Source organism: Bacillus sp. B1(2022) (genome assembly GCF_040259625.1).
GTDB classification, from domain to species: domain Bacteria; phylum Bacillota; class Bacilli; order Bacillales; family Bacillaceae; genus Bacillus; species Bacillus velezensis.
Genome location: NZ_JANIFO010000004.1, coordinates 356,324 through 381,251, shown reverse-complemented (window position 1 = coordinate 381,251; position 24,928 = coordinate 356,324). Strand labels below are relative to the sequence as shown.

Genomic DNA, 24,928 nt, shown 5'->3' with positions numbered 1-24,928 from the left:
TTTTTTTGAAAAACTCTTGCTTTTTCTGAAATACATAGTATAATAATACATGTCACTAAAACGTCTGGTGATGATGGCGAAGAGGTCACACCCGTTCCCATGCCGAACACGGAAGTTAAGCTCTTCAGCGCCGATGGTAGTCGGGGGTTTCCCCCTGTGAGAGTAGGACATCGCCAGGCAGACTTCATTCCGCAGTAGCTCAGTGGTAGAGCTATCGGCTGTTAACCGATCGGTCGTAGGTTCGAATCCTACCTGCGGAGCCATTTATGGAGAGCTGTCCGAGTGGCCGAAGGAGCACGATTGGAAATCGTGTAGGCGGTAACCCCGTCTCAAGGGTTCGAATCCCTTGCTCTCCGCCACTAATTATCAATACATAACAAACGAAAAAATACCAGGGCCCGTTGGTCAAGCGGTTAAGACACCGCCCTTTCACGGCGGTAACACGGGTTCGAATCCCGTACGGGTCACTTATATGATGGAGGATTAGCTCAGCTGGGAGAGCATCTGCCTTACAAGCAGAGGGTCGGCGGTTCGAGCCCGTCATCCTCCACCATTATCATCGCGGGGTGGAGCAGTTCGGTAGCTCGTCGGGCTCATAACCCGAAGGTCGCAGGTTCAAATCCTGCCCCCGCAACCAAAAAAATGGTCCGGTAGTTCAGTTGGTTAGAATGCCTGCCTGTCACGCAGGAGGTCGCGGGTTCGAGTCCCGTCCGGACCGCCATTTATAAAAAGGCTCGGTAGCTCAGTTGGTAGAGCAACGGACTGAAAATCCGTGTGTCGGCGGTTCGATTCCGTCCCGAGCCACCATTTGCCGGTCTAGCTCAATTGGTAGAGCAACTGACTTGTAATCAGTAGGTTGGGGGTTCAAGTCCTCTGGCCGGCACTCTAAATGATGGAGGGGTAGCGAAGTGGCTAAACGCGGCGGACTGTAAATCCGCTCCCTCAGGGTTCGGCAGTTCGAATCTGCCCCCCTCCACCATTTTAAATAGGGGCATAGTTTAACGGTAGAACAGAGGTCTCCAAAACCTCCGGTGTGGGTTCGATTCCTACTGCCCCTGCCACTATTTTATTTATTCATCTTCAGATTATGGCGGTTGTGGCGAAGTGGTTAACGCACCAGATTGTGGCTCTGGCACTCGTGGGTTCGATTCCCATCAATCGCCCCATTTTATCATTGGGCTATAGCCAAGCGGTAAGGCAACGGACTTTGACTCCGTCATGCGTTGGTTCGAATCCAGCTAGCCCAGTTGCATTTTTTAAAAAACAACAGCATAAGATGTATTAAGTTCCTTTACATGTTGCGGAAGTAGTTCAGTGGTAGAACATCACCTTGCCAAGGTGGGGGTCGCGGGTTCGAATCCCGTCTTCCGCTCCAAATTACGGCGGCATAGCCAAGTGGTAAGGCAGAGGTCTGCAAAACCTTTATCCCCGGTTCGAATCCGGGTGTCGCCTTTCTATTGCCGGGGTGGTGGAATTGGCAGACACACAGGACTTAAAATCCTGCGGTAGGTGACTACCGTGCCGGTTCAAGTCCGGCCCTCGGCACCAATTTAACTTTGAACGAACTATGTTAAATTGGTCATCAGTTTTCACATTATAAAACATATATGAGAGTGATTTGCATATTGCAGATCACTTTTTTTATATAATAAAACCATAATGACTATCAATATAAGTTTCTTGCTTGTATCGTATATACTGCATTACCATTTAAAAAACTTTGCTAAAACCGTTGACGTTTTATGAAATACATGTTATATTTATATACGTCGGTTGAACACGACGCATTACATGCCGGTGTGGCGGAATTGGCAGACGCGCACGACTCAAAATCGTGTTCCTTCTGGAGTGCCGGTTCGACCCCGGCCACCGGTATACAAAGGCTTCTACAATATGTAGAAGCCTTTTTTGTTGTGTGAAAATATCCTCCAAGGCTTGTGAAAACATGATACCTGCTGATTGTATAAATCCGCTTTTTTCAAAGATACTAACAAGAAGTTCTTTGAAAGAGGTGTTTTTTATGGAAGGGACTTGGGCTTGTCTTATCCCATTTATTCTGGTCATTCCCATTTCAATCATTACAAAGCAAGTGCAGTCCGGCCTGTTTGTCGGTTTGCTGGTCGGAAGCTATCTTTTGCATCCCAGCTTGCTTGGCGGGATTGAGCATATGGTTCAATATGTAATCAGCAACATTGTCGTCACCAATAATATTAGAATCATTGTGTTTCTATATTCATTTGCCGGCCTTGTAGGGATTATAAAGCTGACCGGCGGGATAAAAGGATTCGTCCATTTGATCAGTAAAAAAGTTAAAACCAAAAAAGGTGCGATGCTGCTTGCATGGCTGTCGACATTTGGCACGTTCAGTGAACCGGACTTTCGCATCGTCACAATTGCACCGATCATGAAAGCTTTAAGCAAGCGTCTGGACCTGTCGAAACAGAAAATTGCGTATGCCATTGAGTTTACGGCAAACCCTGTCATTGCCTTGATTCCGATAGCAACGGCATTTGTCGGCTACATGGTTTCCATTATCGGACAGGCCCTTAAAACGTCAGGAATAGATCAGCCGGCTTACACGGTGTATGTGAAAAGTATTCCCTTCAATTTTTTCTCCATTGTGATTATAGTAGTCGGAATTTATTACTGCTTTTTTAAGAAACAAAAAGCGGACGAAAGCTTAGAAAAAACAGAAAAGAGCGGACAAACTTCTGCTCGCAAACATAACAAAAATACGGAACCGATTCCGCGGAACAGCGGTGTGTTGCTTTCAAAAGGCTCAGGTTCATTCAACATGGAAACAGGGACGATCTCAGATATTCACGGTGAACATACGGGAATGTTCAAAAGTGATGAGCATGCTGACCAGCAGGAGGAGCTGGATTCGGCGCACCGTGCTTATATTAAGGAAACACCGATTCGGCCGTGGAATTTAATCATTCCGATCGGGCTGTTTTTGCTATTAACACTCTTTCTCAGTTGGTGGGACGGCCATTCAAAAGCACAAGGGTTTTTGAATGCTTTTATCAAAAGCGATATGCTTGGCGTCATGTTAACCGCATTATTGGCAGCGGTTATTGCAGCATTTGCTCTTTTTATGTTTCAGCGTTTTCATGCAGGCGAGCTTGTTACCCATTTTATTAAGGGCGGAAACGAATTGGTCAACGTTATTATTATGTTATCGCTGATTTGGGCCGTAACAGCAGTATCTGAAGACCTTGGATTCTCGAAATATGTTACTTCTCATTTAACGTCATGGATCCCTCATATGTTTATTGCGCCGTCTCTTTTTATACTGGGGGCTGTTATATCCTATTTTATCGGGTCATCCTGGGGGACTTGGGGGCTATTAATGCCGCTCGGCGTAACGCTGGCGGTTCAGTCACATACCAGTTTATTATTAGCGATCGGGGCCGTGTTTGCGAGCGGAACATTTGGAGCGTTTGCTTCTCCTCTCAGTGATAATACGGTGACAACCTGTACGGTGTTGGGGATCGATGTTGTGAAGTATGCCCGTTCGAAGCTTGTTCCAGCGCTTATCGCCGCGGGGATCTCCGTTGTGTTATACGGTGCGTTTTCATTTTTCAGATAACAAATACTTTTTAAAGGCGGTATCCGAAATTGGGATAACGCCTTTTTATGAGCTGTTATACTAGAGGAAAAAAGAGGTGATGACATTGAAGCAGATTATTGCAATGGGCGGCGGGGGCTTTTCCATGGAGCCGGATCATCTTGTGCTGGATCAGTATATTTTAGAGCAGTCGGCGCGGTCAGAGCCGAAAATTTGTTTTTTGCCGACGGCAAGCGGAGATTCGGAGAATTATATCGGCAGGTTTTATCAGGCCTTTCAAAAGCTGCGGTGTGAGCCGGATCACTTGTCGCTGTTTAAACCGCCGGGTTCTGATCTCAGATCCTTTCTCATGAAGAAAGATATTATATATGTCGGCGGCGGAAATACGCGCAATATGCTTGTCTTATGGAAAGAGTGGGGGATTGACCTTATTCTTCGTGAGGCTTGGGAAAACGGCATCATGTTGGCGGGTCTCAGCGCCGGGGCGATTTGCTGGTATGAAGAAGGATTGACGGATTCGGCTGGAGATTTGAGAGAGTTAAGAGCTTTAGGATTTTTGCCGGGAAGCTTTTGTCCGCACTATGACGGAGAAGCGGAGCGCCGGCCGGTGTATCACCGTCTGATTTCAGAAATGAAACTCAGAGAGGGTTATGCCGCTGATGACGGCGCTGCGCTTCATTATAAAGACGGTCAGCTGTTCCGGGCTGTCTCTTCCCGGGAAACCGCAAAGGGTTATCGGGTTTTTAATACCGAAAAAGGCGTTCGGGAAACAGAGCTTATGACCGTACCGTTATCTGAATTTTGATAATATGCTTTTTTTTGTACACAACTTATGTTACGATGAGAGCGAAATCAATAGTTACTGGGGGTGCCCGTCTGAGCGGGCTGAGAGAGAAGCGGCGGCTTCTTAACCCTTTGGACCTGATCTGGTTCGTACCAGCGTGGGGAAGTAAACGTTTTATTATTGTTGATGAAAACAATAATAGTTTCTTTCTGACTGCAAAAACCGGGTTCTTCTTTGAACCCGGTTTTTTTGTGCTGGTGCTGAGCTTGGTTCTGTTATTCAAATGATAAAGGAGAGATTTGTATGCAAAATCAATCAGTACAGCAAGCGAACATTTCCATTATGTCGAGTTTTTCCGGCAGTAAAAAGGTTTATACAGAAGGTTCTTCGCCCGATATACGAGTGCCGATGCGGGAAATCAGCCTGAGTGCGACTACAGGGGCATTCGGGGAAGAGGAGAATGCGCCGGTCCGTGTTTATGATACGAGCGGGCCGTATACAGACCCGGATGTACAGATTGATATTCATGAAGGGCTGGGGGCGCTCCGCACAAAGTGGATTACCGGGCGCGGAGATGTAGAAGAATATAACGGCCGGACCGTGAGACCTGAAGACAACGGCTATAAAAAAGAGGGCCGTGCCGCCGAATACCCCGGCCTACAGCGGAAACCGCTTCGGGCCAAGCCGGGGAAAAATGTAACACAATTGCATTATGCGAGAAAAGGCATCATTACGCCGGAAATGGAGTTTATCGCAATACGTGAGCATGTGTCTCCCGAATTTGTCAGGGAAGAGGTGGCGAGCGGACGGGCGATTATTCCTTCTAACGTCAACCACCCGGAAAGCGAGCCGATGATTATCGGCCGGAATTTTCATGTGAAAATTAATGCCAATATCGGCAACTCGGCTGTTACATCTTCTATCGAAGAAGAAGTCGAAAAAATGACGTGGGCGATTCGCTGGGGCGCCGATACGATGATGGACTTATCCACGGGAAAAGACATTCATACGACGCGTGAATGGATTATCCGCAACTGCCCCGTGCCTGTGGGGACGGTGCCGATTTATCAGGCGCTTGAAAAAGTTAATGGCATTGCCGAGGATTTAACGTGGGACATTTATCGTGACACATTGATTGAGCAGGCGGAGCAGGGCGTGGATTATTTTACCATACATGCCGGCGTATTGCTTCGTTACGTCCCGTTAACGGCCAAACGCACGACGGGAATCGTATCCCGCGGCGGGGCGATTATGGCGCAATGGTGCCTGGCTCATCATCAGGAAAGCTTTCTGTACACGCATTTTGAAGAAATTTGTGAAATCATGAAAGCCTATGATATCGCTTTTTCTCTTGGTGACGGGCTTCGCCCCGGTTCGATTGCGGATGCCAATGATGAAGCGCAGTTTGCGGAATTGGAGACTCTCGGAGAATTGACGGAGATTGCGTGGAAGCACGATGTGCAAGTGATGATCGAAGGACCGGGTCATGTGCCGATGCATAAAATTAAGGAAAACATGGACAAGCAGCTGGAAATTTGTAAAGAGGCGCCTTTTTACACGCTCGGGCCATTAACGACGGATATCGCTCCGGGTTATGACCACATTACTTCAGCAATCGGCGCGGCGATGATCGGCTGGTACGGGACGGCGATGCTTTGCTATGTCACGCCGAAGGAGCATTTGGGGCTGCCGAATCGTGATGATGTAAGAGAAGGCGTCATTACGTACAAAATCGCGGCACATGCCGCAGACCTTGCTAAAGGGCATCCGGGTGCACAGATCCGTGACGATGCTCTGTCTAAGGCGCGGTTTGAATTCCGGTGGCGTGATCAATTTCATTTGTCGCTTGATCCTGAAAGAGCAATGGAATATCATGATGAAACGCTGCCGGCTGAAGGCGCAAAAACGGCTCACTTCTGTTCGATGTGCGGTCCGAAGTTCTGCAGTATGAGAATTTCTCAGGATATTCGTGATTATGCGAAGGAAAACGGACTTACTGAAGACGAGGCCGTCAACGAAGGGCTGAAAGAAAAAGCAAAAGAGTTTGCAGAGAAGGGAAGCCGTTTATATCAATAAAAGAAAAGATGAAGATGGAGTTTGCCCATCTTCATCTTTTTTAGAAAAACGGTGAACGGCGAAGCGGCGGAATGCTCTGTTCAAAGCGGAATATATTTTCCGGATCGTATTTCGTTTTGACTTGACGGAGGCGGTGAAAATTTTCTCCGTAATACGTTTGCAGCCAGTTTCTGATTTCTCTATCAGGCCAATTCACGTAATCTCCCATCGTTTCTCTTGATAGGGACGTTCTCAGTCCTTCGATCCAGCGGACATTTTGTCTTTCTTCTTCAGCAGATGTCCAAGTTGTAATATATTCTTGGGCAATGATTGCGTTGCGATAGTAGAATGCCGTTTGGTCCGGAGCGATCCGTCCGGCCGCCCCGCCGAGAGATTGCTGCCAGACACTGGCGTTTTCGTTCGGAGCGTGCTCTAAATAGCGCTTTAAAGTGGATATTGCGCGTGTTGATAATGGTTTTTCAATAAAGGATCCTGACCGCTTCATCTTTTGCGGCTGATTGCCTCCCGGGCTGTTAAAAAAGGCTGCCGCTTTAATAAATGGCACTGTCTTGACCATGCCGCTTGTCGGTTTTCCCGCTTTCATTAACGGAGCCAGCAGTTCTTTCAGCTCATCTTTTGTCCCGATAAATTGACCGAGCGCTTCTATGCGGTTTACTTCCTTAGGCCAAAACTGAATTGATGAGGTAAGCCGGTTGTCTATAAATGGAGCCCAGCGCTGCCATGTGTTAAATACTTCCTCAAAATCATCCCAGCCCCAAGTGACAGAAAAAACAGACACGCACGAGATCGGTACGGCTTTAAACATCATGGATGTGACAATGCCGAAGTTGCCTCCCCCTCCTCCCTGAGACGCCCAAAATAGATCAGAGTGCTTTGAACGGTTGACTGTGATCAAGTCAGCACCCGCTTTTTCGTCCGCTATGATCATTTCGAGCTGGAGGAGACGATCGCAAGTAAGTCCGGCTGTCCTTGTTAAATATCCGATTCCTCCCCCGAGCGTCAGCCCCGTGATTCCCACATTCGCAATGGTTCCCGCAGGAAGGGTCAATCCGTACCGCCAAAGTGTCCGGTAGACTTCCCCCAATTCGGCTCCCGCTTCAATCGAGACCAGCCGCTTATCCTCATTTACTCTTATTTTCTTCATTTCACTGAGATCAATGACTAGTCCGTCATTTAACAGGGAAAAATTTTCGTAGCTGTGTCTTCCGCCTCTGATACGGAAAGGCACATTGTTCTCACGCGCCCATCTCACCGCATTGAGGGCGTCATGTTTGTTTTGACAAAACACAATGATGTCTGGATATCTTTGCAGGCTTAAATTGATATTGGTTCTCGCAGCATTATAGTCCGGGTCATCTTTTTTGACGATGCGGCCGGTCAATGTTGTCTTTTCCACATTCTCACTCACTTCCACTTGTAATCTGCTATGTTTTCTAGCATATGCGGAAAAATGAGAGAGTGTATGAGGAAAACCCCCGGAAGGAAACGATATTTTAAATTGTAGTTGACAGGTAGGGATTGTATGAATTAACATAATCATTACATATTTCCAAACGATGGCTGATCGGATCACCGAAGGCTCTTATCTTTTAAACAGATAAGGGCCTTTTTTGCGTGAAAGTCATGAATGAAATGAAGAGCGGAGGGATGAAAAGTGGCGTTAAAAAAGGTATCACATGTGCGCAAAAAGAGCAAAAAACGAAAAAAGTACAGAAAACACACATTGAATTTCGAACTGCTTGTAGAGAAAAACAAACGGGAGATTATGAGAAATGAGGAACAGATGGAGCAGATTTATATAAAGATAGATGAAAAGCATGCGGGGGTTCGATAAAGATGAAGGAGAGAAAATGGAGGATAAAAACAACGGTACTCGCGCTGTCGGTATCCAGCATGTTATCAGGGTGCGCGTTCGGGAGTGCCGGAGAAGAACCGTCATCTGCGGCGGATAAAAAGGAAGAAACACGTATTGCCCATGTCAAGACAAAGGAATTTAAAGCTTCTCATCCGGCGGCGATTCCCGCTAAATCGAAAGCCAGAACTGACACTTTTGTTGCTGGGATTTCCGCGCCGGGCGGTGTGTTTCTGCCGTACTTTTACGAAAACGGCTGGGACGGAAATGCGACAGATCCTATTTTTGAACCGTTAGTCAAATTGGATAAAACGGGGAAGCCTGCCCCGGCTCTTGCGGAAAGCTGGAAAATTTCCAAAGATCAGCTTACATACACGTTCCGTTTAAGAAAAAATCTCGTTTTCAGCGACGGTTCACCGCTGACCGCAAAGGATGCCGCATTCACTTTAACACTGCTGCATGATCCTGCATATGCGGGCTATGAAGATATCACCACGGCTTATATTAAAGGCGGTAAGGCTTACAAAGAAGGAAAGGCAAAGACGATAGAGGGCATTCGCGTCCTTGATGACAGAACCATTCAAATCACGACTGAGAAAGTCAGTGCGAAGTCGCTGCTTCTTTTAGGCGGGCAGATGCTGTCAGAAGCCTACTACGGAAAGAATTATCAATTCGGCAAACTGGACTATTTAAAAGAGCTTTATGCCAAACCGCTCGGAGCGGGACCTTATCAATTTACAGAATACCTTCCGGGACAGGAAATACGCTATCAGGCTAATGAACACTATTATGCAGGAAAACCGAAAACGGAAAAGCTGATTTATAAAATTATCGATCCGTCAACTTCCCTTCAGCTGTTTGAAACGGGTGACCTTGATTACGCTTCTTTTTCACCTGATGATGATACGGTTCAGCATTTAAAAAGTCTCGGTTTTGCCAATATAAGCGTATCTGTCGTGAATGATTACGGGCTTGTGTACGTCAATCACAAGCGTCCGCCTTTTCAAGATAAGGAAGTGTCCCAGGCGCTTATTTATGGACTTGACCGTCAAAAAATCGTCGATGTCCGCTTTAAACGCTACGGAGAAGTCGCGAATGTGCCGGTGTCTCCGGTTTCGTGGGCTTATGATGACAAAGATGTCAATCGGTACGCGTTTAACCCTGAAAAAGCCAAAAAGCTTCTCGATGAAGCAGGCTGGAAAACGGGCAAAGACGGTGTACGTGAAAAAAACGGCAAAAAGCTTGAAATCAGCTATTACACGTCTAAAGCGGATGATGATTTCATCCCGATCGCGAAAGAAAATTACGCGGACATCGGAATCTCATTAAAACCGGAAGTGATGGATTTTAATACAGAAGTAGCGAAAATAAATGACAAACAATATGACCTTGCCGCCGTTTCCACCTCGCAGATTCTTGATCCGAATGACACGGTGGAAAAGCTGGCTTCCGGCCATCCCAATAATGTAACGGGGTATTCCAATCCGAAAGCGGACCGGCTGATAGAGAAAGGAGCCGGCACGCTTGATATCAGCAAAAGAAAAGAGATTTATCACCAGCTGTACCGGGAGCTCGGGGAAAACCCGCCTTACATTCTGATTCATTACCGTCAGAGCGCAAGGGCGGTCAGCGGAAAAATAAAAGGGCTTGTGCCTGACAATTATTCTGGAATCAGTTCAAGTCTCTCAAATGTCTCAATTCAATAGAACGGTTGGGCAAAATACCCGGTGCATCCCGGGGATTTTGCCCTTTCAGCGGAAAGGAGAGGCTTTTTATGAAACGGTATGCCGCAGAACGATTCATTCAAATGCTTGTGATCTTATTTGGTACGTCCTTTATTATTTTTTTCTTATTCGCCATGCTGCCGGGCGACTATATTGATTCCAATGTAAACCTGACTCCTGAAAGAGCGCAGGAGTTAAAAGCGCTTTACGGGCTGGATCAGCCGATTTGGCAGCGCTATGTGACATGGCTCGGAAATGTGCTCAGCGGAGATTTTGGGTTTTCTTTGAAATATCAGGAGAACGTCCTGTCACTGCTTCGGAAATATGTCTGGAATTCGTTTTTTGTCGCATTTTTGGCGTTGCTTGTCACATGGTCAGCCGCGATGATAACGGGTGTCATATCCGCTGTCAGGAAATACTCATGGTTTGACGGGATCGTGACGTTTCTTGTTTTTGCTTCCATGGCGTTCCCGTCTTTTTTTATCAGCCTTCTGTTTATTAAGTGGTTTGGGGTGGATTTGAAAATATTGCCCGTCGGCGGGATGATTGATACCGGAAGCACGAGTACAGGTTTTTCGTACGTGCTTGAAGCCGCCAGACATATGATTCTTCCGGTCGTGATTTTATCTATGCTCGGTATCGGCTCGCTGACAAGGTATTTCCGCTCCGGCATGCTGGACGTGATCAGACAGGATTATATCAGAACGGCGAGAGCGAAGGGATTGAAAGAGCGCACCGTCATCTGGAAACATGCGTTGAAAAACGCGCTCATTCCGGCCATCACCCTGCTTGCTTTTGAACTGCCGGGACTGTTTTCCGGAGCCATCATTATTGAACAGATTTTCGGGTGGCCGGGTGTCGGACGTATTCAGCTGGAATCTGTGCATTATCGTGATTATCCGGTTTTGATGGCGTTTACCTTGTTTTTGTCTTGTTTAACGATTGTGGGGAACTTCTTGGCGGATATCGCTTATGCCGCGGTTGATCCGCGGGTCAGGCTGAAATAGGGGGTGTTCGGAATGAAAAAACAAAAAGGGGCGCCGCCTTCTCTTTGGAAGCAGACGTACCGCCGCCTGCTGCAGCATAAGCTGACGGTCATCAGTCTTCTTTTCTTATGTTTTATGTTTTTATTGTGCTTTATCGGGCCGTCTTTTTCTCCGTACATAACAGATCGGACGGATATTTCAAATGCCAATCAGCAGCCGGGAATCCATCATTGGCTGGGAACTGACCAGTACGGGAGAGATGTGCTGACGAGGCTGATGCTGGCGGGGCAGATTTCTCTGACCGTGGGGCTTGCTTCAATGGTGCTGTCGCTTGTCATCGGTTCTTTACTCGGGGCTGCGGCCGGATTTTATCGGGGAGCCGCTGATATGATCATTATGCGCATTGCTGATATGCTCATGTCCATCCCGGGACTGCCGCTGCTTTTGATTTTGGCTGCGGTGATGTCGGAGTGGAAAGTGCCTTCTGAATACAGAATGTACCTGATTATGATGATGTTAAGCCTGATCGGATGGCCCGGTCTGGCGCGGCTTGTACGCGGACAGATTTTGTCGCTGAAGGAGCAGCCGTTTATGATGGCCGCGGAAGTTTTGGGGCTTAGTGATAAACGGAAAATCCTCTATCATTTGCTTCCCAATACATTGCCGTTATTACTGGTAGCGGCGACTTTGCATGTGGCGGGAGCGATGCTGAGTGAATCGGCGCTGAGTTTTCTCGGGCTTGGCGTTGCTCCGCCGACACCTTCTTGGGGAAACATGATGGAAGCTGCGAATCATTTTATGGATTTTACACTCCGTCCGTGGCTGTGGATTCCGCCGGGAACGGCCATTTTTCTGACCGTTGTGGCGATTCATCTGCTTGGAGACGGTTTAAGAGACGCTTTTGATCCTAAGGTAAAACGGCAGGTGAAAATGAAATGAAAAAACCGCTTTTAGAAGTGATGCATTTGGAAACGGCTTTTTATACAGAGGAGGGGGCGGTAAAGGCCGTGGACGATGTCAGCTTTACGATACATGAGGAGGAAACGGTTTGTATTGTAGGGGAGTCTGGCTACGGGAAAAGCATGGCGTCATTGTCCATTATGCAGCTTATTCCCGAGACGGGGAGAATCGAACGGGGAGCGGTGCATTTTTCCGGACGGAACCTGTTGGAATTGAAACCAAAAGACATGCAGAAAATCCGCGGCAGCGAAATCGGGATGATATTTCAGGAACCGATGACATCTTTGAATCCGGTGTTTACAATCGGTGAGCAGCTGGCCGAACCGATTCGCGAACATTTATTGCTGAGTAAGAAAGAAGCATGGCGGAGGGCCGTTGAACTGATCACGTTAGTGGAGATCCCGCATGCCGAGCAGGTTATGCACCAATATCCTCATGAACTGAGCGGCGGCATGCTGCAGCGCATCATGACGGCTGTCGCGCTAAGCTGCGAACCGAAACTGATCATTGCCGACGAGCCGACGACAGCGCTTGACGTAACCATTCAGGCGCAGATATTGGATTTATTGCGGGATATGAAAAAGCAATTCCGCACGTCTATTTTATTCATTACTCATGACCTTGGCGTGGTTGCTGAAATGGCTGATTATGTGATTGTTATGTATGCGGGGAAAATTGTGGAGGAAGGACCGGTTGCAAAGCTGTTTTCTGATCCGAAGCATCCGTATACGAAAGGACTGCTCGCGGCCAAGCCGGTTATCGGTCAAAGAAGGGAGATGCTGTACACCATTCCGGGGCAGGTCCCCGAGCTTGCGGACCTATCGGGATCGTCTTGTTATTTTGCGGAGCGATGTGAACACAGCACGGAAATATGCCGGAAATCGAGCCCGCATTTTACTGAATTCGGGAAGGGGCATCAGGCGGCGTGCTGGCTTTACAGAGAGGAGAAAGCAGATGAGTGATGTGTTGCTGGAGGTCAAGAGGCTGAAAAAATATTACGAGGAGCATGGGGGGATGAGAAAGACCCGCAAAAATCCCGTAAAAGCGGTCGACGGTGTCAGTTTTACGATAGGAAAGGGAGAAGTGTTCGGCTTAGCGGGAGAATCGGGCAGCGGAAAGTCATCAATCGGCAAGACCATTTTGAGGCTTCATGAAAAAACAGAGGGAGAGGTGTTTTTTCAGGGGCGTGATGTGTTTCGGATGAGCCGGCGCGAGCTCAAAACTTTCAGATCAGAAGCGCAGCTCATCTTTCAAGATCCGTTCAGTTCTTTAAATCCCCGGCGTCGGATCGGAGAAGCCATCGGTGAAGCGATGATCGAGCATCAATTGGCGGTGAAGCGGAACGCGCGTGATAAAGCGGCGGAAGTTCTTGAAGCCTGCGGACTTTCCGCAAACTTTATCGACCGTTATCCGCATGAATTTTCCGGAGGGCAGCGGCAGCGGATCGTGATTGCAAGAGCGATGGCGCTCAAGCCGCAATTTATCATTATGGATGAACCCGTGGCGGCGTTAGATGTCTCCATCCAGGCGCAGATGATCAATTTGTTCAGCAGCCTTCAAAAACAGCACGGGCTGTCATATTTGTTCATTTCTCATGATTTAAGCGTGGTGGAGCACTTATGTACGAAGGTCGCCATTATGTATTTAGGGACGATTGTGGAATACGCGTCAAAGGAGGAGCTCTTTTCACGGCCGATTCATCCTTATACGAAAGCGCTGTTATCAGCCGTGCCTGTTCCTGATCCCGGAGCGAAAAGGGAGCGGATAATTTTAAAGGGTGATATACCGAGCCCCTCTGATCCGCCTTCAGGCTGTAAATTCCGAACGAGATGCCCGGCAGCCAAGAAGATATGTGCTGAGAAAAGTCCGGCGCTGTCAGAAAAAGGGCTTCATCATTTTGCGGCATGCCACTTCATATAATTGAGAAAAAAACGGTTTTATTGATAATAAACAGGAAAAACCTGCCGGGCAGACCGGCAGGTTTTTTGATGTTATTTTGGTGATGGCAGTCCGAGTCCTTCGGCAACGCGTCTGCCGTATTCAGGATCAGCTTTGTAGAAGTGGCCGATCTGGCGCAGCTTAATTTCTTCTTTTTCCACAGGTTTCATCGCACTGACGATATTGGCGACAAGGCGCGCGCGCTCTTCTTCGCTCATCAGGCGGTACAGGTCGCCGGCTTGTGTGTAATGATCATGATGATTATAGCTTACACTGTCAGCGAAACCTGATACAGGATATGCCGCCTGTTTATCTTCAGGTGACTCTTTCGGGCCGCCGAAGCTGTTAGGCTCGTAATAGACGGAGCGGCCGCCGTTATCATCAAAACGCATTTGTCCGTCACGCTGATAGTTTTTCACTTCATTGCGGGAACGGTTGATCGGCAGCGCCTGATGGTTCGCGCCGACACGGTAGCGATGCGCGTCATGGTATGCGAACAACCGGCCTTGAAGCATTTTGTCAGGTGAGACGTCGACGCCGGGGACTAATGTGCCGGGAGAGAACGTCGCCTGTTCTACTTCCGCAAAGTAATTTTCCGGATTGCGGTTCAGAACCATGCGGCCGACTTCAATGAGCGGATAGTCTTTTTGAGACCATACTTTTGTGACGTCAAACGGATCAAAGCGATATGTGTTTGCGTCTTCTAACGGCATGATTTGAACATATAATTTCCATGCGGGGAAATCGCCGTTTTCAATCGCATTGAACAAATCTTCCGTATGGTAATCGGGATTTTCGCCCGCGATTTTTGCGGCTGTATTAACATCAAGGTTTTTCACGCCTTGCTCTGTTTTAAAGTGATATTTGATCCAGACGCCTTCGCCTTTATCATTTGTCCATTTAAATGTATGGCTTCCGAATCCGTGCATATGGCGAAGAGTCGCCGGAATGCCCCGGTCTGACATCAGAATGGTTACCTGGTGCAGGGATTCCGGTGACAGAGACCAGAAATCCCAAACGGCCGTCGGGTTTTTCAGATGTGTTCTCGGATCTCTTTTTTGTGTATGGATAAAGTCAGGGAACTTGATGGCATCGCGGATGAAGAACACGGGTGTATTGTTTCCGACGATGTCGTAGTTTCCTTCTTCTGTATAAAACTTAACGGCAAATCCGCGCGGGTCGCGCACTGTGTCACTAGAGCCCAGTTCGCCCGCAACGGTTGAGAAACGGATGAAGAGCGGCGTGCGTTTACCGACTTCTGACAGAAATGCGGCTTTCGTATATTTTGTAACGTCATTTGTGACTTCAAAATAACCGTGTGCGCCCGCGCCTTTTGCGTGAACGACACGCTCGGGAACGCGTTCTCTGTTAAAGTGCGCCAATTTCTCAAGCAGATGGACGTCTTGTATTAAAGCAGGACCGCGATCGCCGGCCGTCATTGAGTTTTGGTTATCTCCGACAGGAGCGCCCCAGCTGGTTGTCAATTTATTTGAACTCATGTGATCACCTCTTTAGATTTATAAAAATATAATATCACCTATCATTAAAAAGTCAATATTATTTTATAATGATTATAAAATAATTATTTTTATTATCGAAAAAAGGGTTTGGATTTGAAAGCCTACTTGACTGACGGGAATAATGGGTTTAAGATGAGAAAAAATAGAAACCGCTGACTTGGACACAAGAGGCTCTTATTCTTCACTGGATAAGGGCCTTTTTTTATTGTCAGGCGGTAAGGGAGGCGGCGATTGTATGCTTTTCCGGCAGCATTTTAAACCTGTCGATATTCACGGTCATCTGCCGTACAGCCTTTATTTCGGCAAAAACGATAAGACATTTTCCGATTATAACCGGGAGCGGTCAGATAGAATGAATCTGACTTGGGATTTTCCTGATCCGCATGATGTTGAGGGCGATGACGGCGAAATCGCTTTGATGACAAGATGGGAGAATGAATTAGATAAGTACGGCATTGACGTGCTGAATTTTTTAACAGCAGAGAGCAATGACCGGATGGCGGCGTTTATTCAAGCCAATCCCGCGAGATTTACCGGATTTGCATATCATCCTTTGGAGCGGGAGGATGCGTATGAAGAGCTGAAAAGAGCGGTAGAAGAGCTCGGTCTGAAAGGATATAAACTGTTCGGGCCGCTGACAGACATCGATTTTCATGATCCGTCGCTGAAAAAGCTGTGGACGTATCTGGCTGACAAAAGGCTGCCTGTATTAATTCACTTCGGGCTTTTAGGAAGAGCGGGGGGCATTGTCAGCCATCGCAACATCAACCCGCTCTCCATCTATCGCGTCGCGAGAGAGTATGCTGATATCCCGTTCATCATTCCGCATTTCGGCGCCGGATATTATCAGGAACTGCTGCAGCTGTGCTGGAGCTGCCCGAATGTGTATATTGACACGTCCGGCTCAAATCAGTGGATGAGGTGGATGCCGTACCCGCTTGATTTGGAAATTCTGTTTCGGAAGACAACTGAATTAATCGGTGCTGAACGGATCATCTTCGGGACGGATTCGAACGGATTTCCGAGAGGATATGTATACAGATATCTTCAGGAGCAGGTGAGGACCTGCCGGGAAATCAATATGCGGGAAGAAGATATAGAGAACATTTTCGGCAACAACGCGCGGACATTATTGAAAATCGCCCGCCAAGAAAAGGAAGTAAATACGTGATACAGCCGATGCGCTCTCTGGCAGGGTTATGCCGGAGGGCGTATTTTAATCCTTATAAAAAACAGTTGACAAGTCGGAATAATTTGAATTAACATGATATTCAAATTTAAAAACAAACGGGTTGCCGATCGGACCGCCGAAGGCTCCCATCTCTGCAAGCAATCGGAGATGGGGGCCTTTTTGTTTTTCGATCGCACGCGGCAGAAAGAGAGGGGAAGACAGATGGCTGTAACCATCAGCATACAAGAAAAAGCTTTTGAGCATGAAGGCCGGAAAACGCCGGTGCTGAATGATATTGAGCTGTCAATTGCATCGGGAGAATTTTTGACTGTCATCGGGCCGAGCGGATGCGGCAAAAGCACGCTTTTAAAATTGATTGCCGGTCTTGATACCGATTATAAAGGCTCTGTCACAATAAACGGCCGCAATGTATCGGGACCGGGCATCCGGCAGGGATTTATCTTTCAGGAGCACCGGCTGTTTCCCTGGCTGACGGTAAAACAAAACATCGCTGCCGATCTCAATATGAACGACCCGGCCGTTCGGAAAAAAGTGGATGATCTGATTGAGGTTGTCAGGCTGCAGGGAGCGGAGAACGCTTATCCGCGCGAATTATCCGGCGGCATGTCGCAGCGGGTTGCCATCGCCAGAGCCCTTTTGCGCGAGCCGGAGGTGCTGCTTTTAGATGAACCGTTCGGGGCGCTTGACGCTTTTACGAGAAAACATTTGCAGGATGTGCTGCTTGATATATGGAGCGAGAAAAAAACGACGATGATTCTGGTCACGCATGATATTGATGAATCCGTCTATTTAGGCGATAAGCTGGCGATCCTCAGGGCAAAGCCCGGCCGGCTGCACAGCCTGATGCCGATTCAGCTTCCGCATCCGCGCAATCGGACCTCAGCGGATTTTCAGGCCGTCCGGCAGAAGGTGCTTTCTGAGTTTGAGAAAACGGAAGACCTCCGGTTTGCGGATGGGTCCGGGATATAGAAGGGACGAAGCGAAGTGAAAAAAATCATCATTCTTTTAGCCGCAGCAGTCATGATGTCAGCCGGATGCAGTGCAGACGGGACAGGAGGGAGCGGGAAAACGGTGAAAGAAATCCGGATCGGCATCCAGCAGAGTTTAAGCCCGCTTCTCATTGCCAAGGAAAAAGGCTGGTTTGAAGAGGCCTTCAAAAAAGACGGAATAAAAGTAAAATGGGTCGAATTCCAAAGCGGTCCTCCGCAGTTTGAAGGTCTTGCCGCCGATAAGCTTGATTTTTCCCAGGTCGGCAATTCACCGGTCATTTCCGGTCAGGCGGCTGGAATTGATTTTAAAGAGATCGGGCTGTCTCAGGACGGGTTAAAGGCAAATGGCATTCTCGTAAACAAGGGCAGCGGGATTCAGAGCCTGAAAGAATTGAAAGGTAAAAAAATCGCTGTAGCCAAAGGCAGCAGCGGCTTTGATTTTCTCTATAAAGCTTTAGATAAAGCGGGGCTTTCCGCCGATGACGTCACCATCATCCAGCTTCAGCCTGATGAGGCGGTTTCCGCTTTTGAAAACAAATCAGTTGACGCATGGTCCATTTGGGAGCCGTATTTGTCGATTGAAACGCTGCAGCACGGGGCGGAAATATTGGCGAACGGAGAAAGCACAGATTTATATTCTCCCGGTTTCACGTTAGTCAGAACGGGATTTTCCAAAGAACACCCGGATGAGGTTGTCCGATTTCTGAAAGTGTTCAATAAAGCAGTTACATGGCAAAAGGAACACAAAGATGAAGCTGTCTCTTTATATGCGAAAATCAAACATCTTGATCCGAAAGTCGTCAGAAACGTGCTTAACAATACTGAGCCTCTCAATGAACCGATCAATGATGATATTGTCAAAGCCCAGCAGGAAACCGCTGATTTTCAATATCAAACAAAAGCGATTCATAAGAAAATTCATGTAAAAGACGTTGTCGACAATTCATTTATTAAAAAAGCGCTTGAAACGGGGGATGGCAAGTAATGAAAGCAGAAGCATCAACGGCTGCCGGCGCAATAAGCCAATCAGAAAAGAAAGCTCTGGCAACTTCCCGGAAGTATTCATACCAATGGATGAAAGGGGTTGTACTCCCGGCTGCGGTCATCGCAGTATGGCAGGTTATCGCAAGTCTGGGCATCGTCTCGACAACGGTGCTCCCGTCACCTGTCGTCATCTTGCAGACGTTTCAGGAACTTCTTCTTTCAGGTGAACTGTGGGGTCATTTAGAGATCAGTTTATACAGGGCGGCTGCCGGATTTCTGCTTGGCGCGGGCCTCGGACTTGTTTTCGGGCTGCTGGTCGGTTTCTCAAAGCGGACGGAAGCATATCTAGATCCGTCTCTTCAAATGCTCAGAACGGTTCCGCACTTGGCCGTGACTCCTCTGTTTATTTTGTGGTTCGGGTTTGATGAGACATCAAAAATTCTGCTGATCGCATTGGGGGCTTTTTTCCCCGTGTACATTAATACGTTTCTCGGAATCCGCAGTGTGGACGCGAAGCTGTTTGACGTCGCGCGGGTGCTGGAATTTAACTGGTATCAGCAGATGACGAAATTAATTCTTCCGGCATCTCTGCCGAATATCCTGCTCGGCATCAGGCTCTCTCTAGGCATTGCGTGGCTCGGTCTCGTGGTGGCGGAACTGATGGGATCGAGCGAGGGCGTCGGTTATATGATTATGGATGCCAGACAATTTTCACAGACAAATAAGGTGTTTGTCGGCATTATCATTTTTGCGGCTGTCGGCAAGCTGACAGATGCATTGGTCAGAATGCTCGAACGGAAACTATTAAAATGGCGGAACAGTTATGAAGGGTAACCTATTAAAAAAGGAGAGATTCATATGGAGATTCTTTGGTTTATTCCGACGCATGGTGACGGCCGGTATTTAGGGACGCAAACGGGAGGGAGAACGGCGGATCATCTTTATTTTAAGCAAGTGGCACAGGCGGCGGACAGACTCGGGTATACGGGGGTGCTGCTGCCGACCGGGAGATCATGTGAAGACCCGTGGCTGACGGCTGCCGCTTTAGCGGGGGAAACGAGTGACTTGAAATTTTTAGTGGCGGTCCGTCCGGGACTGATGCAGCCGTCTGTCGCCGCGAGAATGGCGTCGACAATGGATCGGCTGTCAGACGGCCGTTTGCTCGTAAATGTCGTAGCGGGCGGAGATCCTTATGAACTGGCGGGAGACGGTATGTTTATCAGCCACGATGAACGTTATAAGGCGACTGAAGAATTTTTAACCGTCTGGCGCGGACTCATGCGGGGCGAAACGGTGACATATGAAGGGGACCATATCAAAGTGGAAAACAGCAATCTGCTGTTTCCGCCAAAGCAGTCTCCGCATCCGCCATTATATTTCGGCGGTTCATCACAGGCGGGAATTGAGGCTGCGGCGAAACATACAGATGTCTATTTAACATGGGGAGAGCCGCCGGAGCAGGTAAAAGAAAAGATTGAAACCGTTAAAAAACAGGCTGCCAAGGAAGGAAGGACGATGCGTTTTGGCATCAGACTTCACGTGATTGTCCGGGAGACTGAGGAAGAGGCATGGGAAGCGGCTGAACGATTAATCAGCCATTTAGACGAAGAGACGATTGCGAAAGCGCAGGCTGCGCTCCGGCGCGCTGATTCTTCGGGACAAAAACGGATGGCCGATCTCCATAACGGTGACCGCTCGAAGCTTGAGATCAGCCCGAATCTCTGGGCCGGCATCGGACTGGTCAGAGGCGGAGCGGGCACGGCGCTTGTCGGTGATCCGCAGACTGTCGCTGCTCGAATTTTAGAGTATCAGGCACTCGGCATTGAGTCGTTTATCTTTTCAGGCTACCCGCATCTGGAAGAAGCTTATTATCTGGCTGAACTCGTGTTTCCGCTTCTGCCGTTTCAGAATGAACGGACTAAAAAGTTTGAGCGCAGACTGGGTGAAGCAATGGGCAACGACCATTTTGCAAGAGAAAATAAAGCGACAGTCTGATGACGTCGCAAGGCGGATAATTGACGGCGAGCGCTTTCTGCGGTTTCATTTCCGGGGAAATGCCGGCAGTGAAGGCGGGTATTCACCCGCCTTTTTAAGCGCTTAGCTTGCACGATGCTCATATGGATGATATGATACAAAACGTAATTATTACGATTTGTTAGGAGTGCTGAAATGGCAAAAAAATCAAAAGTGATCAAAGAGCTCAAGCGGCAGAAGCTTGTTGAACAATATGCGGACATCCGAAGAGAATTAAAGGCAAAAGGAGACTGGGAAGCGCTGAGCAAACTGCCGCGTGATTCTGCTCCGGGCAGGCTTCATAACCGCTGTACGGTGACGGGGCGGCCCCGCGGATATATGAGAAAATTTAAACTGTCCAGAATCGCATTCAGGGAGCTGGCCCATAAAGGCCGGATTCCCGGGGTGAAAAAAGCGAGCTGGTAATGTAAAAAACTCCGGATCTGTCATGAACCGGAGTTTTTGCCGTGCTTATGAAAAGTGAAAGCATAAGCCAAATGCTGAATCATCATCAGAATGAAAATCAAAAGAATCGGAAAAAAGGGTAGATGCGGCTGAATCAGCGGATAAAACAAAAGCAGAACGGCTGCGGCCGGCAATGAGAAGTAAACGGCGATATACGAGGAACGGCAAGCTTTAGCCGTCATCATTCGTTCTCTTTCATCCTGTTCCTCAAATTCATCGGGCACAAGCCTGTGCTTTTTGCCGTTCCGTTTTTTCTTTTCAGTATAGATATATAATGCGGCACAAACGGTAAACAGCAGAAACGGAGTGATATTCAGCTCAAATGAACCGCTCCCCTCCGTTTGGAAAAACTGAGCGATCCGCGGCGCCGCTTCCATAAAGGAAATAAGCGTCCAGCAGGCCAATCCGTAGAGTGCAAGGTGAAAACACGCTTTTCTTTTCAAACTCATTTTTTCTCCTCCTCCAGCCAGAAAACTTCCTCCATCGGCAGGGAGAAAGCCCGGCAGATGTTAAGCGCCAATAAAAGTGAAGGCACATAATCTCCTTTTTCAATCGCTGCAATCGTCTGTCTGGTGGCTCCGGCTTCTTTTCCGAGCGTTTCCTGAGAATAGCCGAATCTGGCTCTCAGCTCTTTTACTTTATTTTTCATCATCAGGCGTACCTCAAGTTTTCTTCTTTTTTATATTGTATGAGACTCTTAACAAAATGTAAACCCAACTTAACATGTGGACAAAAAAAGAATTTTTTTCGACAAATTTTTTAACATTCCCTTGACGAAAAAAAAATAAACATGTAATATTAGAAACATCAAATCGGTACTGACAAAAATTAATTTTGATGCGGGTGTAGTTTAGTGGTAAAACCTCAGCCTTCCAAGCTGATGTCGTGAGTTCGATTCTCATCACCCGCTCCATACATACGTTATTAACGCAGTGTTTCGTTTCTCTGATAAACGAAGTATTGCGTTTTTTTATGTGAAAAAAGACACGAAGGCGTGTCTTTTTATGAAAGCCAAGAGACGGTATGCGTGCCTCCGTGAATTTGTTCAAACATTTTTGTTAAGGATGATAGCAGCTCATCCGCCGCGTCGGCATGAAATGAAGGCGGGAAAAAGATCAGCTGCAGCATTTTCCTTGTGCCGGGCGTGACAGGGCGTGTATTGATATGTCCGGTGAAGTCGCCGAAAACGCCGTCCGGGCCGGAGAAAGACAGTACGCTTTCTTTTTCTCCGATTTTAATTGAAATCGGTTCATCTATTTCTGCGGCGTCATACGTCATGATAGGCAATGAATATTTCAAGGAGAAAAAAAGTATGGTATCATGGGCTGAATTCACACTTTCAATGAATCGTTCCCGGGAAATATCGCCGAGCATAAGCTCCATCGGCGTTTTTTGTCCTGAAAAGGCGGGACTGAGCTGTTCCATTATACGCGCCCACTCTTTTACAAAAGGCTGCTCTTCTATACCGCCGTCAGCATAATCAAAGTAAAGAGATTCTTGAAATAAACGGAGGCGGCCTTTCAGCATTTGCGGAGCAGGCCCGACTTCGATCTGTTCATATAAGACGGCTGCCGCTTTGATCCCCGGCACCCGTTCAGCAATAAGTGGATCTAAACTGATGTTCAAGTGTGTTCACTCCATTTCGGGATGATAAAACTCTATTATACCTGTGCGGGAGCCTGATCACAAAGAAAGGAGGCTGTGCAAAAAATGAATATTCATAAACTGAAAGAGGAATTAATCGAATACGCCAAAAGCATAGGAGTCGACAAAATCGGGTTTACGACGGCTGATACGTTCGACAGTCTGCGGGACCGGCTGATTCTTCAGGAATCACTCGGCTATTTATCCGGGTTTGAAGAGCCGGATATTGAAAAACGGGTTACACCGTCTTTGCTTCTCCCGAAAGCCAAATCAATCGTCGCCATCGCCCTTGCTTATCCTTCCAAAATGAAAGATGCGCCGAGGAGCACGAGGGACGGGCGGCGCGGCATTTTTTGCAGAGCTTCCTGGGGGAAGGATTATCATGACGTGCTGAGGGAAAAGCTTGATCTGCTGGAGAATTTTCTCCAAAGCAAACATGAGGATATCCGCACAAAGTCAATGGTGGATACAGGGGAATTGTCCGACAGGGCCGTGGCTGAACGGGCGGGAATCGGCTTCAGCGCCAAAAACTGCATGATCACCACGCCTGAATACGGCTCTTACGTCTATCTGGCTGAAATGATCACCAATCTGCCCTTTGAACCGGATGTGCCGATTGAAGATATGTGCGGTACGTGCACAAAATGTTTAGACGCGTGTCCGACCGGCGCGCTCGTCAATCCCGGACAGCTTAACGCCCAGCGCTGTATTTCGTTCCTGACCCAGACAAAGGGATTTCTGCCGGATGAGTTCCGCACGAAAATCGGAAACCGTCTGTATGGCTGTGACACGTGCCAGACGGTCTGTCCGATTAATAAGGGGAAAGATTTTCATCTTCATCCGCAGATGGAGCCTGATCCGGAAATCGCAAAGCCGCTGTTAAAGCCGCTTTTGACCATAAGCAACCGCGAATTCAAAGAAAAATTCGGACATGTATCGGGATCATGGCGCGGCAAGAAGCCGATACAGCGGAATGCGATTTTAGCTTTGGCTCATTTTAAAGATGCCTCGTCTCTTCCGGAATTAACGGCCTTGATGCACCAAGATCCGCGCCCCGTTATCAGGGGGACGGCCGCCTGGGCCATCGGGAAAATCGGTGATCCTGATTATGCGGGGGAATTAGAAAAAGCGCTTCAAAAGGAGCAGGATGAGGAAGCTATACGGGAAATTGAAAAGGGACTGGAGCTGTTATCGGTTTCTGATAAGACTAAAACCGGCCGGTCCTGACATATGTATAGAGAAAAAGCACTTGGCGTGAGTTCAAGTGTTTTTTCTTTATAAAACAGTATGGTGGGTGGAGCGCTTGAAGCATATTATTGAAGATTTAGCGGAGGCCCGGCTTCATTATTTAATCAACGGAACCGAGATGAGGCACAATGGGCAGCCCGGCGATCTTGAGGTCCTGACGAGAAAAAAAGAGCTGTTTGAAAAACGGAAAGTTGACATCGTGAAAGCGAAGGCAAAAGCCTTCATTGTCAAAAGCAGCCTTGAGGACGACGGCACGTTATGCGTCATGTACACGATTCATTTCGAATATTTGTGCAAGGAGCATGACGGACACCTTTACTTAGAAGAGCAGATTGAGGAACGGACTGCATTTCTCTATGATCAGCTTTTGATTAAAGACCGGGAAGTAAAGAAAAAACCGGCGGGATTTTCTGACGGAAACAGCGTAATTGAATATGAGCGGAGTGAACGGGAAGATTTCGGGCGGGCGTTTCAATACGACCGTCTGGCTGCCGTGCAGTACGCGGAGAAGTTTTGGAATAAACGAAATCCCGCTTATAAAAATTTCAGCGACAACTGCACCAATTTTATTTCCCAATGTTTACATGCCGGAAAAGCACCGATGCGGGGGCATCCGAACAGAGGCTCAGGCTGGTGGATGAAGGCAAGCTCGTGGAGCTACAGCTGGACGGTCGCGCATTCGATGAAGATGTATCTGGCCCAATCCAAGGCAGGGCTTCGCGCGGTGCAAGTATCAAGAGCCGAAGAACTGATGCCCGGAGATATCATTTGCTATGATTTTGAAGGGGACGGCCGTTTTAATCATACGGCGATCGTGGTCGCGAAAGATAAAAGCAATATGCCGCTTGTCAATGCCCAAACGTATGACAGCAGGATGAGATATTGGTCATATGAGGATTCAACGGCGTATACTCCTTCCATCAGATATGCGTTTTTTCATATTACGGATGATACGACAAAAGAGTAATTAATGATATAATGG

Annotated in this window: 22 protein-coding genes, 17 tRNA genes, 1 rRNA gene and 1 riboswitch; of the genes, 35 read left to right on the top strand and 5 right to left on the bottom strand. The window is 47.8% G+C overall.

Features of this window, described 5'->3' with window-relative positions; translation table 11 throughout:
• The first annotated feature begins 63 nt into the window (after nt 1-63).
• The 20 genes from rrf to thiC all read left to right on the top strand — a co-directional run bounded on the left by rrf (nt 64) and on the right by thiC (nt 6,431).
• Nucleotides 64-179, top strand: a 5S ribosomal RNA gene (gene rrf, locus NQS30_RS10540).
• Nucleotides 180-188: 9 nt separating this feature from the next.
• Nucleotides 189-263 (top strand) — tRNA-Asn (locus tag NQS30_RS10535).
• 5 nt (nt 264-268) lie between these two features.
• Nucleotides 269-359 (top strand) — tRNA-Ser (locus NQS30_RS10530).
• A gap of 36 nt (nt 360-395) precedes the next feature.
• Nucleotides 396-467: transfer RNA gene (locus NQS30_RS10525), tRNA-Glu, on the top strand.
• Nucleotides 468-477: 10 nt separating this feature from the next.
• A tRNA-Val gene (locus NQS30_RS10520) sits at nt 478-553 on the top strand.
• Between the two features lie 7 nt (nt 554-560).
• Nucleotides 561-637 (top strand) — tRNA-Met (locus NQS30_RS10515).
• Between the two features lie 7 nt (nt 638-644).
• Nucleotides 645-721, top strand: a tRNA-Asp gene (locus NQS30_RS10510).
• Nucleotides 722-731: 10 nt separating this feature from the next.
• Nucleotides 732-807, top strand: a tRNA-Phe gene (locus NQS30_RS10505).
• Nucleotides 808-810: 3 nt separating this feature from the next.
• Nucleotides 811-883, top strand: a tRNA-Thr gene (locus tag NQS30_RS10500).
• 11 nt (nt 884-894) lie between these two features.
• Nucleotides 895-979: transfer RNA gene (locus tag NQS30_RS10495), tRNA-Tyr, on the top strand.
• An 8-nt stretch (nt 980-987) separates the two neighbouring features.
• A tRNA-Trp gene (locus NQS30_RS10490) sits at nt 988-1,061 on the top strand.
• A gap of 29 nt (nt 1,062-1,090) precedes the next feature.
• Nucleotides 1,091-1,166 (top strand) — tRNA-His (locus NQS30_RS10485).
• A gap of 9 nt (nt 1,167-1,175) precedes the next feature.
• Nucleotides 1,176-1,247, top strand: a tRNA-Gln gene (locus NQS30_RS10480).
• Nucleotides 1,248-1,300: 53 nt separating this feature from the next.
• Nucleotides 1,301-1,375 (top strand) — tRNA-Gly (locus tag NQS30_RS10475).
• Nucleotides 1,376-1,381: 6 nt separating this feature from the next.
• Nucleotides 1,382-1,452 (top strand) — tRNA-Cys (locus NQS30_RS10470).
• A 7-nt stretch (nt 1,453-1,459) separates the two neighbouring features.
• Nucleotides 1,460-1,548, top strand: a tRNA-Leu gene (locus tag NQS30_RS10465).
• A gap of 245 nt (nt 1,549-1,793) precedes the next feature.
• Nucleotides 1,794-1,875 (top strand) — tRNA-Leu (locus NQS30_RS10460).
• 145 nt (nt 1,876-2,020) lie between these two features.
• Nucleotides 2,021-3,592: a Na+/H+ antiporter NhaC family protein gene (locus NQS30_RS10455; RefSeq protein WP_015239436.1), complete on the top strand. Its 1,572-nt coding sequence runs from the start codon at nt 2,021-2,023 to the stop codon at nt 3,590-3,592.
• A gap of 85 nt (nt 3,593-3,677) precedes the next feature.
• The gene (locus tag NQS30_RS10450; protein ID WP_041482004.1) at nt 3,678-4,376 is read left to right on the top strand and encodes a Type 1 glutamine amidotransferase-like domain-containing protein; all 699 of its coding nucleotides are present in this window, start codon (nt 3,678-3,680) and stop codon (nt 4,374-4,376) included.
• 49 nt (nt 4,377-4,425) lie between these two features.
• Nucleotides 4,426-4,536: riboswitch (TPP riboswitch) on the top strand.
• A gap of 122 nt (nt 4,537-4,658) precedes the next feature.
• A complete protein-coding gene (gene thiC / locus NQS30_RS10445; protein ID WP_015239438.1) occupies nt 4,659-6,431 on the top strand; it encodes a phosphomethylpyrimidine synthase ThiC in 1,773 nt (590 codons plus the stop codon).
• Between the two features lie 40 nt (nt 6,432-6,471).
• Here thiC and NQS30_RS10440 read toward each other — a convergent pair whose 3' ends face one another.
• Nucleotides 6,472-7,827: an FAD-binding oxidoreductase gene (locus NQS30_RS10440; RefSeq protein ID WP_218791533.1), complete on the bottom strand. Its 1,356-nt coding sequence runs from the start codon at nt 7,825-7,827 to the stop codon at nt 6,472-6,474.
• Between the two features lie 258 nt (nt 7,828-8,085).
• On the opposite strand from NQS30_RS10440, the gene NQS30_RS10435 reads away from it, so the two are divergent.
• The 6 genes from NQS30_RS10435 to NQS30_RS10410 all read left to right on the top strand — a co-directional run bounded on the left by NQS30_RS10435 (nt 8,086) and on the right by NQS30_RS10410 (nt 13,873).
• The gene (locus tag NQS30_RS10435; RefSeq protein WP_003155431.1) at nt 8,086-8,265 is read left to right on the top strand and encodes an FbpB family small basic protein; all 180 of its coding nucleotides are present in this window, start codon (nt 8,086-8,088) and stop codon (nt 8,263-8,265) included.
• Between the two features lie 2 nt (nt 8,266-8,267).
• Nucleotides 8,268-9,989, top strand: a complete 1,722-nt coding sequence (locus NQS30_RS10430; protein WP_218791534.1) for an ABC transporter substrate-binding protein — start codon at nt 8,268-8,270, stop codon at nt 9,987-9,989.
• 68 nt (nt 9,990-10,057) lie between these two features.
• Nucleotides 10,058-11,014, top strand: a complete 957-nt coding sequence (locus NQS30_RS10425; RefSeq protein ID WP_007408412.1) for an ABC transporter permease — start codon at nt 10,058-10,060, stop codon at nt 11,012-11,014.
• 12 nt (nt 11,015-11,026) lie between these two features.
• Nucleotides 11,027-11,932, top strand: coding sequence for an oligopeptide ABC transporter permease (opp4C, locus tag NQS30_RS10420; RefSeq protein WP_033574444.1), 906 nt, complete (start codon nt 11,027-11,029; stop codon nt 11,930-11,932).
• Entirely contained in the window at nt 11,929-12,915 is a 987-nt protein-coding gene (locus NQS30_RS10415) for an ABC transporter ATP-binding protein (RefSeq protein WP_218791535.1), read from the top strand. Before opp4C ends, NQS30_RS10415 begins: the two co-directional genes overlap by 4 nt.
• Nucleotides 12,908-13,873 (top strand): ABC transporter ATP-binding protein, encoded by a 966-nt coding sequence (locus NQS30_RS10410; protein WP_218791536.1) that lies wholly within the window; start codon nt 12,908-12,910, stop codon nt 13,871-13,873. The genes NQS30_RS10415 and NQS30_RS10410 overlap by 8 nt, the downstream gene beginning before the upstream one ends.
• Before the next feature lie 71 nt (nt 13,874-13,944).
• Here NQS30_RS10410 and katA read toward each other — a convergent pair whose 3' ends face one another.
• Nucleotides 13,945-15,390, bottom strand: coding sequence for a catalase KatA (katA, locus tag NQS30_RS10405; RefSeq protein ID WP_003155420.1), 1,446 nt, complete (start codon nt 15,388-15,390; stop codon nt 13,945-13,947).
• Between the two features lie 256 nt (nt 15,391-15,646).
• Between katA and NQS30_RS10400 the strand changes: the two genes are divergently transcribed.
• The 6 genes from NQS30_RS10400 (at nt 15,647) to rpsN (ending at nt 21,015) form a co-directional block, all read left to right on the top strand.
• Nucleotides 15,647-16,582 carry an amidohydrolase family protein gene (locus NQS30_RS10400; RefSeq protein WP_072588926.1) on the top strand — a complete coding sequence of 312 codons (936 nt, stop codon included), beginning with the start codon at nt 15,647-15,649 and terminating at the stop codon, nt 16,580-16,582.
• Nucleotides 16,583-16,804: 222 nt separating this feature from the next.
• The gene (locus NQS30_RS10395; protein ID WP_015239445.1) at nt 16,805-17,572 is read left to right on the top strand and encodes an ABC transporter ATP-binding protein; all 768 of its coding nucleotides are present in this window, start codon (nt 16,805-16,807) and stop codon (nt 17,570-17,572) included.
• 15 nt (nt 17,573-17,587) lie between these two features.
• Nucleotides 17,588-18,577 carry an aliphatic sulfonate ABC transporter substrate-binding protein gene (locus NQS30_RS10390; protein WP_015239446.1) on the top strand — a complete coding sequence of 330 codons (990 nt, stop codon included), beginning with the start codon at nt 17,588-17,590 and terminating at the stop codon, nt 18,575-18,577.
• A complete protein-coding gene (locus tag NQS30_RS10385) occupies nt 18,577-19,410 on the top strand; it encodes an ABC transporter permease (protein ID WP_052827200.1) in 834 nt (277 codons plus the stop codon). The genes NQS30_RS10390 and NQS30_RS10385 overlap by 1 nt, the downstream gene beginning before the upstream one ends.
• 24 nt (nt 19,411-19,434) lie before the next feature.
• Complete coding sequence (ssuD, locus tag NQS30_RS10380; RefSeq protein ID WP_069007313.1) at nt 19,435-20,571, top strand: FMNH2-dependent alkanesulfonate monooxygenase; 1,137 nt, start codon at nt 19,435-19,437, stop codon at nt 20,569-20,571.
• A gap of 174 nt (nt 20,572-20,745) precedes the next feature.
• Nucleotides 20,746-21,015 (top strand): 30S ribosomal protein S14, encoded by a 270-nt coding sequence (gene rpsN, locus NQS30_RS10375; protein WP_025284463.1) that lies wholly within the window; start codon nt 20,746-20,748, stop codon nt 21,013-21,015.
• A 20-nt stretch (nt 21,016-21,035) separates the two neighbouring features.
• Here rpsN and NQS30_RS10370 read toward each other — a convergent pair whose 3' ends face one another.
• Together NQS30_RS10370 and NQS30_RS10365 are read right to left on the bottom strand one after the other, a co-directional pair.
• Nucleotides 21,036-21,503 (bottom strand): hypothetical protein, encoded by a 468-nt coding sequence (locus tag NQS30_RS10370; protein ID WP_025284464.1) that lies wholly within the window; start codon nt 21,501-21,503, stop codon nt 21,036-21,038.
• Complete coding sequence (locus NQS30_RS10365) at nt 21,500-21,703, bottom strand: helix-turn-helix transcriptional regulator (protein WP_003155407.1); 204 nt, start codon at nt 21,701-21,703, stop codon at nt 21,500-21,502. The genes NQS30_RS10370 and NQS30_RS10365 overlap by 4 nt, the downstream gene beginning before the upstream one ends.
• A 190-nt stretch (nt 21,704-21,893) precedes the next feature.
• Here NQS30_RS10365 and NQS30_RS10360 point away from each other — a divergent pair.
• Nucleotides 21,894-21,967, top strand: a tRNA-Gly gene (locus tag NQS30_RS10360).
• Between the two features lie 89 nt (nt 21,968-22,056).
• Here NQS30_RS10360 and NQS30_RS10355 read toward each other — a convergent pair.
• Nucleotides 22,057-22,680: a hypothetical protein gene (locus NQS30_RS10355; protein ID WP_069007312.1), complete on the bottom strand. Its 624-nt coding sequence runs from the start codon at nt 22,678-22,680 to the stop codon at nt 22,057-22,059.
• Nucleotides 22,681-22,764: 84 nt separating this feature from the next.
• On the opposite strand from NQS30_RS10355, the gene queG reads away from it, so the two are divergent.
• Both queG and NQS30_RS10345 read left to right on the top strand, forming a co-directional pair.
• Nucleotides 22,765-23,925, top strand: a complete 1,161-nt coding sequence (queG, locus tag NQS30_RS10350) for a tRNA epoxyqueuosine(34) reductase QueG (protein ID WP_015239452.1) — start codon at nt 22,765-22,767, stop codon at nt 23,923-23,925.
• A gap of 76 nt (nt 23,926-24,001) precedes the next feature.
• Nucleotides 24,002-24,913 (top strand): amidase domain-containing protein, encoded by a 912-nt coding sequence (locus tag NQS30_RS10345; RefSeq protein ID WP_069007311.1) that lies wholly within the window; start codon nt 24,002-24,004, stop codon nt 24,911-24,913.
• The last annotated feature ends 15 nt before the right edge of the window (nt 24,914-24,928 follow it).

Excerpts from the sequence above, each read along its gene's own strand:
- opp4C (WP_033574444.1), top strand. The coding sequence starts at position 11,027 with ATGAAAAAACAAAAAGGGGCGCCGCCTTCTCTTTGGAAGCAGACGTAC.
- NQS30_RS10365 (WP_003155407.1), bottom strand. The coding sequence starts at position 21,703 with ATGAAAAATAAAGTAAAAGAGCTGAGAGCCAGATTCGGCTATTCTCAG.
- NQS30_RS10370 (WP_025284464.1), bottom strand. The coding sequence starts at position 21,503 with ATGAGTTTGAAAAGAAAAGCGTGTTTTCACCTTGCACTCTACGGATTG.
- NQS30_RS10410 (WP_218791536.1), top strand. The coding sequence starts at position 12,908 with ATGAGTGATGTGTTGCTGGAGGTCAAGAGGCTGAAAAAATATTACGAG.
- NQS30_RS10400 (WP_072588926.1), top strand. The coding sequence starts at position 15,647 with ATGCTTTTCCGGCAGCATTTTAAACCTGTCGATATTCACGGTCATCTG.
- NQS30_RS10425 (WP_007408412.1), top strand. The coding sequence starts at position 10,058 with ATGAAACGGTATGCCGCAGAACGATTCATTCAAATGCTTGTGATCTTA.
- NQS30_RS10415 (WP_218791535.1), top strand. The coding sequence starts at position 11,929 with ATGAAAAAACCGCTTTTAGAAGTGATGCATTTGGAAACGGCTTTTTAT.
- thiC (WP_015239438.1), top strand. The coding sequence starts at position 4,659 with ATGCAAAATCAATCAGTACAGCAAGCGAACATTTCCATTATGTCGAGT.
- NQS30_RS10395 (WP_015239445.1), top strand. The coding sequence starts at position 16,805 with ATGGCTGTAACCATCAGCATACAAGAAAAAGCTTTTGAGCATGAAGGC.
- ssuD (WP_069007313.1), top strand. The coding sequence starts at position 19,435 with ATGGAGATTCTTTGGTTTATTCCGACGCATGGTGACGGCCGGTATTTA.
- rpsN (WP_025284463.1), top strand. The coding sequence starts at position 20,746 with ATGGCAAAAAAATCAAAAGTGATCAAAGAGCTCAAGCGGCAGAAGCTT.
- NQS30_RS10385 (WP_052827200.1), top strand. The coding sequence starts at position 18,577 with ATGAAAGCAGAAGCATCAACGGCTGCCGGCGCAATAAGCCAATCAGAA.
- queG (WP_015239452.1), top strand. The coding sequence starts at position 22,765 with ATGAATATTCATAAACTGAAAGAGGAATTAATCGAATACGCCAAAAGC.
- NQS30_RS10455 (WP_015239436.1), top strand. The coding sequence starts at position 2,021 with ATGGAAGGGACTTGGGCTTGTCTTATCCCATTTATTCTGGTCATTCCC.
- katA (WP_003155420.1), bottom strand. The coding sequence starts at position 15,390 with ATGAGTTCAAATAAATTGACAACCAGCTGGGGCGCTCCTGTCGGAGAT.
- NQS30_RS10430 (WP_218791534.1), top strand. The coding sequence starts at position 8,268 with ATGAAGGAGAGAAAATGGAGGATAAAAACAACGGTACTCGCGCTGTCG.